The organism is Pseudomonas sp. VMV1 (genome assembly GCF_056790235.1).
Map to the genome: position 1 here is coordinate 276,032 of NZ_JBXGSE010000002.1, position 13,875 is coordinate 289,906.

Annotated in this window: 13 protein-coding genes; 7 read left to right on the plus strand and 6 right to left on the minus strand. The window is 64.6% G+C overall.

Features of this window, described 5'->3' with window-relative positions; all coding sequences use genetic code 11:
• Positions 1 to 10: 10 nt before the first annotated feature.
• Positions 11 to 988, plus strand: a complete 978-nt coding sequence (locus ACUCV0_RS06795) for a L,D-transpeptidase family protein (protein WP_059315706.1) — start codon at positions 11 to 13, stop codon at positions 986 to 988.
• 123 nt (positions 989 to 1,111) lie between these two features.
• Here the strand turns inward: ACUCV0_RS06795 and ACUCV0_RS06800 are convergent, their stop codons facing one another.
• Entirely contained in the window at positions 1,112 to 1,363 is a 252-nt protein-coding gene (locus tag ACUCV0_RS06800; protein ID WP_059315705.1) for an Lpp/OprI family alanine-zipper lipoprotein, read from the minus strand.
• Between the two features lie 444 nt (positions 1,364 to 1,807).
• On the opposite strand from ACUCV0_RS06800, the gene ACUCV0_RS06805 reads away from it, so the two are divergent.
• The gene (locus ACUCV0_RS06805; RefSeq protein WP_017641917.1) at positions 1,808 to 2,089 is read left to right on the plus strand and encodes a GNAT family N-acetyltransferase; all 282 of its coding nucleotides are present in this window, start codon (positions 1,808 to 1,810) and stop codon (positions 2,087 to 2,089) included.
• Positions 2,090 to 2,147: 58 nt separating this feature from the next.
• On the opposite strand, the gene ACUCV0_RS06810 is transcribed toward ACUCV0_RS06805, so the two are convergent.
• The gene (locus tag ACUCV0_RS06810; RefSeq protein ID WP_059315704.1) at positions 2,148 to 3,227 is read right to left on the minus strand and encodes a 3-deoxy-7-phosphoheptulonate synthase; all 1,080 of its coding nucleotides are present in this window, start codon (positions 3,225 to 3,227) and stop codon (positions 2,148 to 2,150) included.
• Between the two features lie 165 nt (positions 3,228 to 3,392).
• Between ACUCV0_RS06810 and ACUCV0_RS06815 the strand changes: the two genes are divergently transcribed.
• The 3 genes from ACUCV0_RS06815 to cysB all read left to right on the plus strand — a co-directional run bounded on the left by ACUCV0_RS06815 (position 3,393) and on the right by cysB (position 5,406).
• Positions 3,393 to 3,719, plus strand: a complete 327-nt coding sequence (locus ACUCV0_RS06815; protein WP_059315703.1) for a thioredoxin family protein — start codon at positions 3,393 to 3,395, stop codon at positions 3,717 to 3,719.
• 116 nt (positions 3,720 to 3,835) lie between these two features.
• Complete coding sequence (locus ACUCV0_RS06820) at positions 3,836 to 4,318, plus strand: universal stress protein (protein WP_059315702.1); 483 nt, start codon at positions 3,836 to 3,838, stop codon at positions 4,316 to 4,318.
• Between the two features lie 113 nt (positions 4,319 to 4,431).
• A complete protein-coding gene (gene cysB / locus ACUCV0_RS06825) occupies positions 4,432 to 5,406 on the plus strand; it encodes an HTH-type transcriptional regulator CysB (RefSeq protein ID WP_059315701.1) in 975 nt (324 codons plus the stop codon).
• A gap of 116 nt (positions 5,407 to 5,522) precedes the next feature.
• Here cysB and ACUCV0_RS06830 read toward each other — a convergent pair whose 3' ends face one another.
• The gene (locus tag ACUCV0_RS06830; protein WP_059315700.1) at positions 5,523 to 6,446 is read right to left on the minus strand and encodes a LysR family transcriptional regulator; all 924 of its coding nucleotides are present in this window, start codon (positions 6,444 to 6,446) and stop codon (positions 5,523 to 5,525) included.
• 102 nt (positions 6,447 to 6,548) lie between these two features.
• On the opposite strand from ACUCV0_RS06830, the gene araD1 reads away from it, so the two are divergent.
• Positions 6,549 to 7,544 carry an AraD1 family protein gene (gene araD1 / locus ACUCV0_RS06835; RefSeq protein ID WP_313648237.1) on the plus strand — a complete coding sequence of 332 codons (996 nt, stop codon included), beginning with the start codon at positions 6,549 to 6,551 and terminating at the stop codon, positions 7,542 to 7,544.
• A 149-nt stretch (positions 7,545 to 7,693) separates the two neighbouring features.
• Positions 7,694 to 9,271 carry an aldehyde dehydrogenase (NADP(+)) gene (locus tag ACUCV0_RS06840; protein ID WP_059315698.1) on the plus strand — a complete coding sequence of 526 codons (1,578 nt, stop codon included), beginning with the start codon at positions 7,694 to 7,696 and terminating at the stop codon, positions 9,269 to 9,271.
• A 522-nt stretch (positions 9,272 to 9,793) separates the two neighbouring features.
• On the opposite strand, the gene ACUCV0_RS06845 is transcribed toward ACUCV0_RS06840, so the two are convergent.
• The 3 genes from ACUCV0_RS06845 to araH all read right to left on the minus strand — a co-directional run bounded on the left by ACUCV0_RS06845 (position 9,794) and on the right by araH (position 13,856).
• On the minus strand, positions 9,794 to 10,942 hold the full coding sequence (locus ACUCV0_RS06845) for an aldose epimerase family protein (RefSeq protein WP_313648236.1): 1,149 nt from the start codon (positions 10,940 to 10,942) through the stop codon (positions 9,794 to 9,796).
• 123 nt (positions 10,943 to 11,065) lie between these two features.
• Entirely contained in the window at positions 11,066 to 12,805 is a 1,740-nt protein-coding gene (locus ACUCV0_RS06850) for an IlvD/Edd family dehydratase (RefSeq protein WP_442964877.1), read from the minus strand.
• Between the two features lie 82 nt (positions 12,806 to 12,887).
• Positions 12,888 to 13,856 carry an L-arabinose ABC transporter permease AraH gene (gene araH, locus ACUCV0_RS06855; protein WP_059315695.1) on the minus strand — a complete coding sequence of 323 codons (969 nt, stop codon included), beginning with the start codon at positions 13,854 to 13,856 and terminating at the stop codon, positions 12,888 to 12,890.
• Between the last annotated feature and the right edge of the window lie 19 nt (positions 13,857 to 13,875).

The window sequence follows — 13,875 nt, forward strand, 5'->3', positions numbered from 1 at the left end:
GATTCATCCCATGCCCGCGCGCGTTTCGACCCTGGTCGGTTCCCTCTCGCTGTTTGGTCTGTTGAGCGCGGGTACGGCGCAGGCATTGGAGTTGCCGCTGCCGCCACCCGGTGAAGACGTGGTCGGCGAGGTTCAGGTCATCAAGGCCGCCTACGAAGACACCTTCGCCGACCTCGGCCAGAAGTACGACCTGGGCTACACCGAGATGGTGGCGGCCAATCCAGGCGTCGACGCCTGGCTGCCCGGCGCCGGTACCGAGATCGTCCTGCCGACGCGCTTCATCCTGCCGCCCGGACCGCGCGAAGGCATCGTCATCAACATCGCCGAATACCGCATGTACTACTACCCCAAGGGTGGTCATTCGGTGTTCACCTACCCGCTGGGTATTGGCCGTGATGGCTGGGGCTCGCCGGTCGGGGTGGCCAAGGTGGTGGACAAGATCAAGGATCCAGCCTGGTATCCGCCGGAGTCCATTCGTGCCGAGCATGCCGCCGAAGGCGATCCGCTGCCCAAGGTGGTGCCGCCCGGCCCGGACAATCCCCTGGGCCCCTACAAGATCCGCCTGACCCTGCCGGGCTATCTCATCCACGGCTCGGACAAGAAGTTCGGCATCGGCATGCAGGTCAGCCACGGCTGCTTCCGCATGTACAACTTCAACGTCACCGAACTGGTGAGCATGCTGCCAGTCGGTACCCCGGTGCGGATCATCGACGAGCCCTACAAGTTCGGGGTCAGCCAGGGCAAGCTCTACCTGGAAGCCCATCAGCCGGTCAACCTCAAGGGCGATCCGACCGACATCGACCGTCAGGCCGCGGTGGTCAATGCGCTGATCAAGCGCGACGACCTGCTGCAGGCCAACAGCGCGGTGAACTGGGCCACGGTGCGTGACGTGGTGCAGGGCCAGGACGGCCTGCCAGTGGAAATCGCCGATCTGCCCGCCGGTGTGGTTCCCGGTGCGGTGGCCAAGGCGCCCGCCAAGTCGCTGTGAGTCCAACCGGCTGAGCACGCTCGGCCGGTCCGACAAACAAAAAGCCCGCCATCTGAGATGGCGGGCTTTTTGTTTGCTCCGAGAAAGGCGACTGTTGCCATTCGCCTTTCCAGCCGGGGCGCCTTACTTGCGGCTGGCTTTTTCCAGCATACGCAGGGCGCGCTCGTTGGCTTCGTCAGCGGTCTGCTGAGCTTTCTGAGCGGCGGCCAGAGCCTCGTCAGCGTGACGGTAGGCTTCGTCAGCACGAGCCTGGGCGCGGGCAGCGGCGTCTTCGGTAGCGGTCAGGCGAGCTTCGCTTTCCTTGTTAGCGGTGCTGCAACCAGTGGCCATAGCAGCGGCCAGAGCCAGGGCGGCGAATTTCAGAGCATTGTTCATCGTAAACCCCTTGAGGTAGACATCCTGTTTTAAGATCAATTTTCCAGGTGGAAAATTGCGGCTACATACTACTCATTACCGGTCGTAAGTAAACTGAGCTAAACCCGTTGAAGAAAGATTTTTTGCGGAAATCCTCCTTCGCTCCCCGAGTTCGTCCCAGAATGCGTGCAGCCGGTATCAGCAACTGCTTGGATGGCTGAAAGCCACGAACGTTTCAAAACGTTAGAGGATGAGCGGAAGTTGTCAAGAAGGACGTCGTGGCTGCTCCCGCGTCGAAGGCCCTGATATAGTGCTACATTACGGTGCGACGGCTGGTCAGAACCTGTTTCTTCCGTAGGGGTCTGACGTGCTGTGGCTCAGTCCCGCACAGGAAGGGTGCGTTCTCGTCTTCGGGTATCACCGATAACAATGGATAAGGCGGAGCCAAACCGCCAAGGAGTAGTCATGAACGAGTCCCTGCACGTGGAACACGATGAAGCCAATCATCAGTTCCAGCTTTCCGTCGACGGCCAGCGCGCCTATCTCGCCTATATGGATCTGGGCAAGCAGACGATGGATTTCTATCGCACCTTCGTACCCGATGCCCTGCGTGGGCGCGGCCTGGCGGCGCGGCTGACCGAGCACGCGCTGAACTACGCCGAGAGTCGCGGCTATAGCGTCATTCCCTCCTGCTCCTATGTGGAGCACTACCTGGAGCGGCGTGGGCAGGTGACGCCGCTGGCCTGAATGGCCGCTGTATGAAAAACGCCGGGCTGAGCCCGGCGTTTTCGTGTGCGCTGATCCGTCAGTCGCGGGCGCGACGCGGCAGCACATCCTTGAGCTTACGGTGCATGTCGAGAATGCTCTTCTCGGTCATGGCCCAGTCGATGCAGGCATCGGTCACCGAGACGCCGTATTCCAACTGCGCCAGGTCCGCCGGGATCGGCTGATTGCCGAAGCCCAGGTGGCTTTCCACCATCAGGCCGACGATGGAGTTGTTGCCCTCGACGATCTGGTTGGCGACGTTGTCCATCACCAGCGGCTGCAGGGCGGCGTCCTTGTTGGAATTGGCATGGCTGCAGTCGACCATGATGTTGGGCTTGACCTTGGCCTTGACCAGCGCCTGCTCGCACAGGGTGACGCTGACCGAATCGTAGTTGGGCTTGCCGTTGCCGCCGCGCAGTACCACGTGGCCATAGGGATTGCCCTTGGTCATCACCACCGAGACCTGGCCGCGCTGGTCGATGCCCAGGAAACGGTGCGGGCTGGAAACCGACTGCAGGGCGTTGATGGCCACGGTCAGGCTGCCATCGGTGCCGTTCTTGAAACCGACCGCGGAGGAGAGGCCCGAGGCCATTTCGCGGTGGGTCTGGGACTCGGTGGTGCGCGCGCCGATGGCCGACCAGCTGATCAGGTCCTGCAGGTACTGCGGGGAAATGGGGTCGAGCGCCTCGGTGGCGGTGGGCAGGCCCTTTTCCGCCAGGTCCAGCAGCAGCTGACGACCGATGTGCAGGCCGTCCTGGATCTTGAAGGAGTCGTCCAGGTAGGGATCGTTGATCAGGCCCTTCCAGCCCACGGTAGTCCGGGGCTTCTCGAAGTAGACGCGCATGACCAGATAGAGGCTGTCGCTGACCTGGGCGGCCAGTGCCTTGAGCCGCTCGGCGTATTCGTGGGCGGCCTTGATGTCATGGATCGAGCAGGGGCCGATCACCACGAACAGGCGATGGTCCTTGCCGTCGAGGATGTCGCGGATGACCTGGCGGCCCTGGGCGACGGTGTCGGCGGCGAGATCGCTCAGCGGGATCTCCTGCTTGAGCTGCTCGGGCGTGATGAGCGGCTCGTTGGCTTCGATGTTGAGGTCGTTAAGGCGGGGCTGTGCGGCCATGGTGCTACTCGTCGGTCACGGCGCTGCGACAGGACGGGGCCCGTGCAGGCAAAATACGGTGGGGAGGGTGGGGCACCTTAACGCGTGTCCCGCCCGGTCACAATGGTTACGAGGATATTGGCGAGCCTGAGGGCGCGCCTTGGCGATGATCGCGGCGAGGAATCGATGGAATTGGACGATGGCACGGCGGATGCCGTTCTGCTGGAGGCGCCCGGGCGCTCTCTGCTGATCTTTACCAGCGTCGGCTGTGCGACCTGCCGGCTGGCCCGCCAGGTACTGCCTGCAGCGGTGCTGCCGGTCGACCGGCTGTACTGGGTCGACGCCGAGCGCAGCGGCGGCCTGGTGCAGCGCTATGGCGTCTTTCATCTGCCGGCGCTGTTCCTGGTCCGTGACGGCGAGTTTCTTGGTCCGGTACAGGCGCCGCTACGCGAGCCGGCCCTGGTGGCAGCGATCCAGGCGGCGGACGGGCGGGAGTCCGAAGAGCTGCCCTGAGCGTCCTGAGCAGGCTCTAAGGCGCGGGTTGCAGCGCAATCGGCTATCCCCTGCTACGCTGGTGAGGCTATCCCGCGTCGTACCGGCCCGATCGGCTGATCTGGCCAGGAGGAATCGTGATCCGCTCCCTGCTTTACGCCACGGACCTGGGCCTGTGTTCGTCCTATGTGTTCCAGCACGCCTTGACGCTCGCCCGCATCCATCAGGCGCGGTTGTATGTCGTCCATGTGGTGGAGCCGCTGGGATTGCTGGCCTCCACCCTCCTGCAGCAGCATCTGGACGGCGAATCCATGGATCGGCTGCGTAACGGCGGACTGGATCTGGTCATGGAGACCATCGAGCAGCAGGTGTTCGAGTCCTTGCGTGAGGACCTGCTGGAAACCCCGGCTACCGTGGGGCTGGTACGGGCCGTCCGGGTGGTGCAGGGCGATCCGCCAGCGGTGATCCTCAAGCAGGCCCAGGACTTCGCTGCGGATCTGCTGGTGATCGGCAGCCGCAGCCAGGGCGATGCCCAGGTAGCGCCGCTGGGCCGTACCGCCAGTCGCCTCCTGCAGACGGCCCATATCCCCGTCTATCTGGTGCCCTTGCGCCAGGGCTGATCCGTAAGCGTCAGCGCGTGCCCTTCTGCGACTTAATTCGATTTCGGTCTAGAAAAAGCTTAAGGGCTGCTTTAAAGTTATATGCTTGCGCATGGGGTCAGCGAGGAGCCGGCATGAAGCTGCAACAGTTGAGATATATCTGGGAAGTCGCCCATCACGACCTGAACGTATCCGCCACTGCCCAGAGCCTCTATACGTCGCAGCCTGGCATCAGCAAGCAGATCCGCCTGCTCGAAGACGAACTGGGGGTCGAGGTCTTTGCCCGTAGTGGCAAGCATCTGACCCGCGTGACCCCCGCCGGCGAGCGGATCATCCAGACCGCTGGCGAGATCCTGCGCAAGTGCGAAAGCATCAAGCAGATCGCCCAGGAGTTCTCCAACGAGCGCAAGGGCACCCTGTCCATCGCCACCACCCACACCCAGGCGCGCTATGCGCTGCCGGATGTGATCAGCGAATTCATCAAGCAATACCCCGATGTGGCGCTGCACATGCACCAGGGCTCGCCGACCCAGATCGCCGAGATGGCCGCCGACGGCACCGTCGACTTCGCCATCGCCACCGAGGGCCTGGAGCGCTTCAACGACCTGGTGATGATGCCCTGCTATCGCTGGAACCGGTGCGTCATCGTTCCGCAGAATCATCCGCTGGCCAAGGTCGAGAATCTGACCCTGGAGCAGCTGGCGGACCAGCCACTGGTGACCTACGTCTTCGGCTTCACCGGGCGCTCCAAGCTCGACGAGGCCTTTGCCCGCCAAGGCCTGGAGCCCAACGTGGTGCTGACCGCGGCGGACGCCGACGTCATCAAGACCTATGTACGCCTTGGCCTGGGCGTGGGCATCGTGGCCGACATGGCGGTGGATCACAAAGCCGATGCCGACCTGGTCTGCCTGGACGCCAGCCACCTCTTCGAAGCCAGCGTGACCAAGATCGGCCTGCGCCGTGGCACCTTCCTGCGCGGCTTCATGTGCGACTTCATCGGTCGCTTCGCGCCGCACCTGACCCGGGATGTCCTCACCGAGGCCATGCAGACGCCGACCCGCCAGGAGCTGGAGACGCTGTTCCATGGGGTGACGTTGCCGACGTATTGAGGTTGGCTGCGGACCGTCGTAGGTTGGGTTGAGCGCAGAGAAGCCCAACAGGCTCTGCCTGGGAACGCGGTAATGTTGGGCTTCGACGATGGAGCCGTCTCAGCCCAACCTACGATCTACCCTTCAAGCCGCCACTGCTCCAACAGCAGCTGCGCCGCCGCTGACAGCCCCGCGCCCTGGCGCACCAGGATCGAATAGGGTTCGTTGCGCGTGCGCTGGACGACCGGCAGGCGACGCAGCAGGCCATGGCGTTCGCCGAACTGAGCGATGTCGCTGGGCAGCATGGCCACCTGGTTGGGGTCTTCCTGAAGCAGGCCGAGCAGGGTGAAGGTCGAGGCGGTTTCCACCGGATAACGGGGAAACTCCAGCTCCGCTGCGCGAAACTCCCGTTCCAGGGTCAGCCGCATCGGCAGGTTGGCCGGGTAGACGATCCAGCGGCTGTCGACCAGCTCGGCCAGGCCTAGCTCTGTTGCCTCGGCCAGCGGATGGCGGGGATGGCAGACGATCTCCAGGCGCTCCTCGCGCACCTCCAGGCAGTCGTAGGCATCCGGGCGGCGGCTGACGCTGCTGCGGCAGATCGCCACCTCGATGCGCCCGGCGTCGAGCAGATCGAGCAGACGCACACTGGTGTCCTCGATGATCTCGATCCCGAGCTGTGGCTGCGCTGCGCCCAGACGGGATACCGCCGCGATCAGCCGGGGCACCGCGCCCATGATCACGCCCACCGCCAGGCGGCCGCCTTCACCCTGCAGGATGCCGAGCATCTCCTCGCGCAGATGAGCCAGGTCGCTCTCGATCAGTCGCGCATAGCGGATCACGCAGCGGCCCAGGTCATTCGGTTGCAGGCCCTGATGGGTGCGCAAGAAGAGGGTGGCGCCCAGGGTACTTTCAATCTCGTGCAGCGCCTTGGTGGCGCCGGGCTGGGAAATGGCGATGCGTTCGGCGGCCTTGTGCAGCGAGCCTTCCTCGTCGAGGGCGATCAGCAGGCGCAGCTGGCGCAGGCGCAGGCGGGAAGCGATGGAGCCCAGGGATGGCAGCATGGGAATAACCGTTGGTTATCACGGGATAGGGAGCTCTCATTAGGCAGGCCCTGTAGCGCCTAGTAAAGTCTCTTTTAGGCGATAACCAACAAGGAGAATGCCATGCACCTGATTCAGTTCGAAGACCAACAGGGCCAGCGCCGCGTCGGCGTGGTCGAGCGCGGCGAAGTCCAGCAGGTCCGCGGCGCTACCAGCACCCGGACCCTGGCGCTGGAAGCCATCCGCGCCGGCGTTTCGCTGGAGTCTCAGGTGCAGGCCCTGGGCCTGGAGCCCGGACCGGCCTATGCCGACCTGCTCGACGCCGGTCGCCTGTTGCCGCCGCTGGACCATGAGGATCCGGCACACTGCCTGGTCACCGGGACCGGCCTGACCCACCTGGGCAGCGCCGCGACCCGCGACAAGATGCACCAGCAGAACAGCCAGGAGGAGGCCAAGCTGACCGACTCCATGCGCATGTTCAAATGGGGTGTGGAGGGCGGTCGGCCTGCCGCTGGGAATGCCGGTGCCCAGCCGGAGTGGTTCTACAAGGGCGACGGCGGCATCCTGGTCCGTCCCGGTGCCGATATTCCGCTGCCGGAGTTCGCCGAGGATGCCGGCGAAGAGCCCGAGTTGACCGGCCTCTATGTGATTGGCGATGACGGCAAGCCCTATCGGCTGGGTTATGCGGTGGGTAACGAATTCTCCGATCACGTGATGGAACGCAAGAACTATCTCTACCTGGCCCATTCCAAACTACGCTACTGCAGCTTTGGGCCCGCCCTGCGCACGGGTGAGCTGCCGCGTCATCTGGCCGGAACGAGCCGTATCCGTCGTGGCGACCAGGTGCTGTGGGAGAAGGAGTTTCTCTCCGGCGAGGACAACATGTGCCATAGCCTGGAGAACCTGGAATATCACCATTTCAAGTACGCGCAGTTCCTGCGTCCGGGCGATGTCCATGTCCATTTCTTCGGCACGGCGACCCTGTCCTTCGCCGATGGCGTCCGCGTCGAACCGGGCGATAGATTCGAGATCGCCGTGCCCGAATTCGGCGAGCCGCTGAGCAATGGCGTCAAGGCGCATGCGGCTGCCTTCCAGCCCGGGCAGGTCCGGCAACTCTGATAGTTGTATGATGACTGCTGACTATGCGAATGCTAGAGTGGGTATCGCACAGGCTGGTCCGGACGCTCAGATGCTGAGCGTGCCACCCTTTCGAAGATCCCCAGGCGGGCGGTCTTCCCTGAACCCCTAGGTATAAGGAGTCGAGAACAATGCAGATCCAAGGCAAAAACTACATCGGTGGCGCTCGCAGCGGCGAGGGCGAGGTGCGGGTCTACAGCATCGACGCCAGCACCGGCGAAAAACTGCCCTACGAATTCTTCCAGGCGTCCACGGCCGAGGTCGATGCCGCCGCCCGTGCCGCCGAGCAGGCGGCACCCCTGTACCGCAAGCTGAGCGCCGAGAAGCGCGCGGCCTTCCTCGACGCCATCGCCGACGAACTGGATGCCCTAGGCGATGACTTCGTCCAGCTGGTCTGCCAGGAAACCGCACTGCCGGCTGGCCGTATCCAGGGCGAGCGTGGCCGTACCAGCGGCCAGATGCGCCTGTTCGCCAAGGTGCTGCGTCGTGGTGACTTCCACGGGGCCCGTATCGACACCGCCTTGCCCGACCGCAAGCCGCTGCCGCGCCCCGATCTGCGTCAGTACCGCATCGGTCTGGGTCCGGTGGCCGTCTTCGGCGCCAGCAACTTCCCGTTGGCTTTCTCCACTGCCGGTGGCGACACCGCTGCGGCCCTGGCCGCCGGTTGCCCGGTAGTGTTCAAGGCCCACAGTGGCCACATGGTGACCGCCGAGCACGTCGCTGACGCGGTGATCCGCGCCGCCGAGAAGACCGGCATGCCCAAGGGCGTGTTCAACATGATCTACGGCGGTGGCGTGGGCGAGCAGCTGGTCAAGCATCCGGCCATCCAGGCCGTGGGCTTCACCGGTTCCCTGCGTGGTGGCCGTGCCCTGTGCGACATGGCCGCGGCGCGTCCGCAGCCCATCCCGGTCTTTGCCGAGATGTCCAGCATCAACCCGGTGGTCGTGCTGCCCGAGGCGCTCAAGGCCCGCGGTGATGCCATCGCCACCGAACTCAGTGCCTCGGTGGTGCTGGGTTGCGGTCAGTTCTGCACCAATCCGGGCCTGGTCATCGGTGTGCGTTCGCCGGAATTCAGCGCCTTCCTGGAGCGTCTGGCCGGTGCGATGAACGAGCAGGCGCCCCAGACCATGCTCAACCCGGGCACCCTGAAGAGCTACGAGAAAGGCGTCGCGGCGCTGTTGGCCCATTCCGGCGTAGAGCATCTGGCTGGTGCCAGCCAGGAAGGCAACCAGGCCCGTCCGCAGCTGTTCAAGGCTGACGTCAGCCTGCTGCTGGAAAGCGATGAGCTACTGCAGGAAGAAGTCTTCGGCCCCACCACCGTGGTGGTCGAGGTGGCTGATGACGCTCAGCTGCAGCAGGCGCTGCAAGGTCTGCACGGTCAGCTGACCGCGACCCTGCTGGCCGAGCCGGCCGATCTGCAGCGCTTCGAGGCCATCATCGGCCTGCTGGAGCAGAAAGCCGGTCGCCTGCTGCTCAACGGCTATCCCACTGGCGTGGAAGTCTGCGACGCCATGGTCCACGGCGGTCCCTACCCGGCGACCTCCGACGCCCGCGGCACCTCTGTGGGTACCCTGGCCATCGATCGCTTCCTGCGCCCGGTGTGCTACCAGAACTACCCGGACGCCTTCCTGCCGGAAGCCCTGCAGAACGCCAACCCACTGGGCATCCAGCGCCTGGTGAACGGCGAGAACACCAAGGACGCGATCTGATCGCACGGCCTTGAGTAGGTAGAGAACCCGGCGTCGAGAGACGCCGGGTTTTTTATTGGGCGGCGGAAAGGGTAGGTGACAAAACAGTGGAAAAGGCTGCGCCGTTTTCCACGCTACGGGGTGGTTGGGTGTGGGGTGATGGAGGGCGGTGCAAGTGGAAAAGGCGGCGCCGTTTTCCACGCTACGGGGTGGTTGGGTGTGGGGTGGTGGATGGCGGTGCAAGTGGAAAGGCTTTGCCGTTTTCCACGCTACTGGGTGGTTGGGTGTGGGGTGGTGGATGGCGGTGCAAGTGGAAAGGCTGCCCCGTTTTCCACGCTACGGGGTGGTTGGGTGTGGAGTGGTGGAGGGCGGTGCAAGTGGAAAGGCTTTGCCGTTTTCCACGCGACGGAGCACGAGGCTACGGGTAGCGCCGGGGCGGCCCCCTCTCCCTCTGGGAGAGGGCTGGGGTGAAGGGGTCACGACACGGCGCCGAAACGCAAAAGGCCGCTTCTGAGAGCGGCCTTTCTTGCACCCGAGGCAGCCTTACTTGGCGGCGAACTTGAAGATCGTCGTCTGGGTGTAGGTCTGGCCGGGGTCCAGGCGGGTGGTGGGGAAGTCGGGCTGGTTGGGTGCGTCTGGATAGTGCTGGGTTTCCAGGGTAAAGGCGCCCCAATGGCCGTAGGTCTTGCCGGCCTTGCCCTTGATGTTCCCTTCCAGGAAGTTGCCGGTATAGAACTGCACGCCCGGCTCGGTAGTGTAGAGGGTCAGGGTGCGCCCGGAGCCTGGATCGGTCACCACGGCGGCGGCCTTCTGCAGATCGCCACCGGTGTTGAGCACCCAGTTGAAGTCATAGCCACCCTGCTTGGGCTCGGCGTACTTCAGTTGTTGGTTTTCGTCGGCGATATGCTTGCCGATGGCGGTCGGCTTGCGGAAGTCCATTGGCGTGCCGGCCACCGGTGGCAGTTCGCCGGTGGGGATCAGCTTGGCGGTGACCGGGGTGTAGGTATCGGCGTTGAGCATCGCCACCTGCTTGAGCACGGTGCCACTGCCGGCGCCGGCCAGGTTGAAGTAGCTGTGGTTGGTCAGGTTGAGCACCGTCGGCTTGTCGGTGGTCGCGCGATATTTGAGGGTCAGCTGGTTGTGCTCGTCCAGCTGATAGGTCACCTGGGTGGTGAGGGTGCCGGGAAAGCCCATCTCGCCATCGGGGGAGACATAGCTCAGGGTCACGCCGACCCAGCCTTCACCCTTGGCCGGCTCGGCCTTCCATACCTTTGTATTGAAGCCCTGGGGGCCGCCGTGCAGGGCGTTGGTCTTGTCGTTCTGGGGGATCTGGTAGCTCTTGCCGTCAAGACTGAAACGGCCCTCGGCAATGCGGTTGCCGAAGCGGCCGATGGTGGCGCCAAAGAACACGGTGGGGTTGTCGAGATAGCCCTGGACGTCATCGAAACCCAGCACCACGTCTTCGCTATGGCCCTTGCGGTCGGGCACCTTGAGCGCCTGCAATACGCCACCGTAGGTGATGACGGTGGCCTGCATGCCGTGGCTGTTGCTGAGGACGAACTTCTCGATGGGCGTGCCGTCGGGCAGCTTGCCAAAGCTCGACTGCTGGCTGGTGAGGCCGGCCGCCTGGGCGGTGAGGGTACTGATCATGAGTGACAGTCCAAGTCCGGTAAGGGCTAACGTGCGTTTCATCTCGACCACCTTTTCGGTTTGTTGTTGTGCAAGAGTGGGGCGGAGGGCCCCGAGTTCCGGAAAGAGAGGCTGCGCCAGCCCCTCACCCCGACCCTCTCCCGGTGGGAGAGGGGGTAGAGCCGGTCAATGGGAGTGGCGGGGCACTTCGGAACCGCGGCAGCCGACCAGGAAGTCGAAGTCGCAGCCTTCGTCGGCCTGCAGCACATGGTTGACGTAGAGGCGCCGGTAGCCGCCAGCCAGCAGCTGGTCCGCCGGCGGTTGCCAGTCGGCCAGGCGCGCGGCCAGTTCCGCGTCCGGGATATCCAGGTGCAGGCGGCCGGAGGCGCAGTCCAGTTCGATCATGTCGCCTTCGCGGACCACCGCCAGCGGACCGCCGGCCGAGGCCTCGGGCGCCACGTGCAGGACCACGGTGCCGTAGGCGGTGCCGCTCATGCGGGCATCGGAGATGCGCACCATGTCGGTGATGCCCTTGGCCAGCAACTTGGGCGGCAGGCCCATGTTGCCCACCTCGGCCATGCCCGGGTATCCCTTGGGTCCGCAGTTCTTCAGCACCATCACGCAGGTCTCGTCGATATCCAGGTCCGGATCGACGATGCGCGCCTTGTAGTCTTCCAGGTTCTCGAACACCACGGCGCGACCGCGGTGCTGCATCAGCTCCGGGGTGGCGGCCGACGGCTTGAGTACCGCGCCCTTGGGCGCCAGGTTGCCACGCAGCACGCAGATGCCGCCGTCGGCGCGCAGGGGGTTGTCCAGGGCGCGAATGACCTCGTCGTCACCGTAGATGGGCGCCTCGGCGCAGTTGGCCCAGATGCTCTTGCCGTTGGCGGTCAGGGCCTCGGGGTGGGGCAGCAGGTTAGCTTCGCCCATGCGGCGGATCACTGCCGGCAGGCCGCCGGAATAGTAGAACTCCTCCATCAGGAAGCGGCCGGAGGGCTGCAGGTCGACGATGGTGGGGGTACCGCGGCCGACCCGGGTCCAGTCGTCCAGCTCCAGGTCCACGCCGATGCGGCCGGCGATGGCCTTGAGGTGGATCACCGCGTTGGTGGAACCGCCGATGGCGGCATTGACGCGGATGGCGTTCTCGAAGGCTTCCTTGGTGAGGATCTTCGACAGCCGCAGATCCTCCGCCACCATGTCGACGATACGCATGCCGGAGAGGTGCGCCAGCACGTAGCGACGTGAATCCACGGCCGGGATCGCGGCATTGTGCGGCAGCGAGGTACCCAGGGCTTCGGCCATGCAGGCCATGGTGGAGGCGGTGCCCATGGTGTTGCAGGTGCCGGCCGAGCGGGACATCCCGGCTTCGGCAGAGAGGAATTCGTTGAGGTCGATCGTCCCGGCCTTATAGGCTTCGTGCAATTGCCAGACGATGGTGCCGGCGCCGATATCGCGGCCCTGGTGCTTGCCGTTGAGCATGGGGCCGCCGGTGACGACGATGGCCGGCACGTCGCAGCTGGCGGCGCCCATCAGCAGCGCCGGCGTGGTCTTGTCGCAGCCGGTGAGCAGCACCACGGCGTCCACCGGATTACCGCGGATGGCTTCTTCGACGTCCATGCTGGCCAGGTTGCGGGTCAGCATGGCGGTCGGTCTGAGGTTGGACTCGCCATTGGAGAACACCGGGAATTCCACCGGGAAACCACCGGCTTCATAGATGCCGCGCTTGACGTGCTCGGCGATCTTGCGGAAGTGGGCGTTGCAGGGGGTCAGCTCGGACCAGGTGTTGCAGATGCCGATGACGGGCTTGCCCTGGAATTCGTGGTCCGGGATGCCCTGGTTCTTCATCCAGCTCCGGTACATGAAGCCGTTCTTGTCGTTGCTGCCAAACCACTGGGCGGAGCGGAGCGGGCGTTTGGGCGTGGTCATGATGGTGTCCTCGGGCATTTCACGGGCAAAGCGGTCCCCGGCACGGCGCCCGTGGCGCCGCGGGGGAGGGCAGAGTCTGGGTTTAGCGCTGCTTGAAGCGGTCGATGACCACCGCCAGCAGCAGGATGGTTCCGCGGATGACGTACTGATAGAAGGTGTCGATGTTCTTCAGGTTCATGGCGTTCTCGATGATCGCCAGGATCAGCACCCCGGCGATCACGTGGCGGATCATGCCGATGCCGCCGGCCAGGGAGACCCCACCCAGCACGCAGGCGGAGATCACCGTGAGTTCGAAGCCCTGGCCGATCATCGGCTGGCCAGAGGTCATGCGCGAGGCCAGGACGACGCCGGCCAGGGCACCGATCACCCCGTGCATGGCGAAGATGATGATCTTGGTGCGGTCGACGTGGACACCGGCCAGCAGCGCGGCTTCCTCGTTGCCGCCGATGGCCATGGTGTTGCGGCCGAAGGTGGTGTAGTTGAGCAGCCAGCCAAAGAACAGGATGCACAGCAGGGTGATGACGATGGGGACCGGCAGCCCGAACAGCTGGCCGTTACCGAACACGAAGAACTGCTCCTGGGAGACGCCGACGGCCTTGCCATCGGAAAAGATGTAGCCCAGGCCGCGCACGATCTGCATGGTCGCCAAGGTCGTGATCAGGGCGTTGATCTTGAGCTTGGCGATCACCAGTCCGTTGATCAGGCCCACCACCAGGCCCATGGCCAGGGCGGCGGCGACGCCGAGGAAGACGCTGTCGAAGTCGCGCATCACCACAGCCGCGACCACGCCGGCGCAGGCGATTACCGAGCCTACCGAGAGGTCGAAGTGGCCAGAGGCCAGGCAGAAAAGCATGGTGCAGGCGGCGATGCCCACGGTGGAGATCGCCAGGCCCAGGCCGCGCATGTTCAGCGGCGAGAGGAAGTTCTGCACGAACAGCGCGCAGAGGGCGAAGATGACCAGCGCGGCCAGCATCATAGCCCAGTCGTCGAGGAAGCGACGCATGTCGAAGCCGCGGCGCGGCGGGGTCAGGCTGTGGGGTTGGGCGGACATGGATAGGACCTCTTTATTG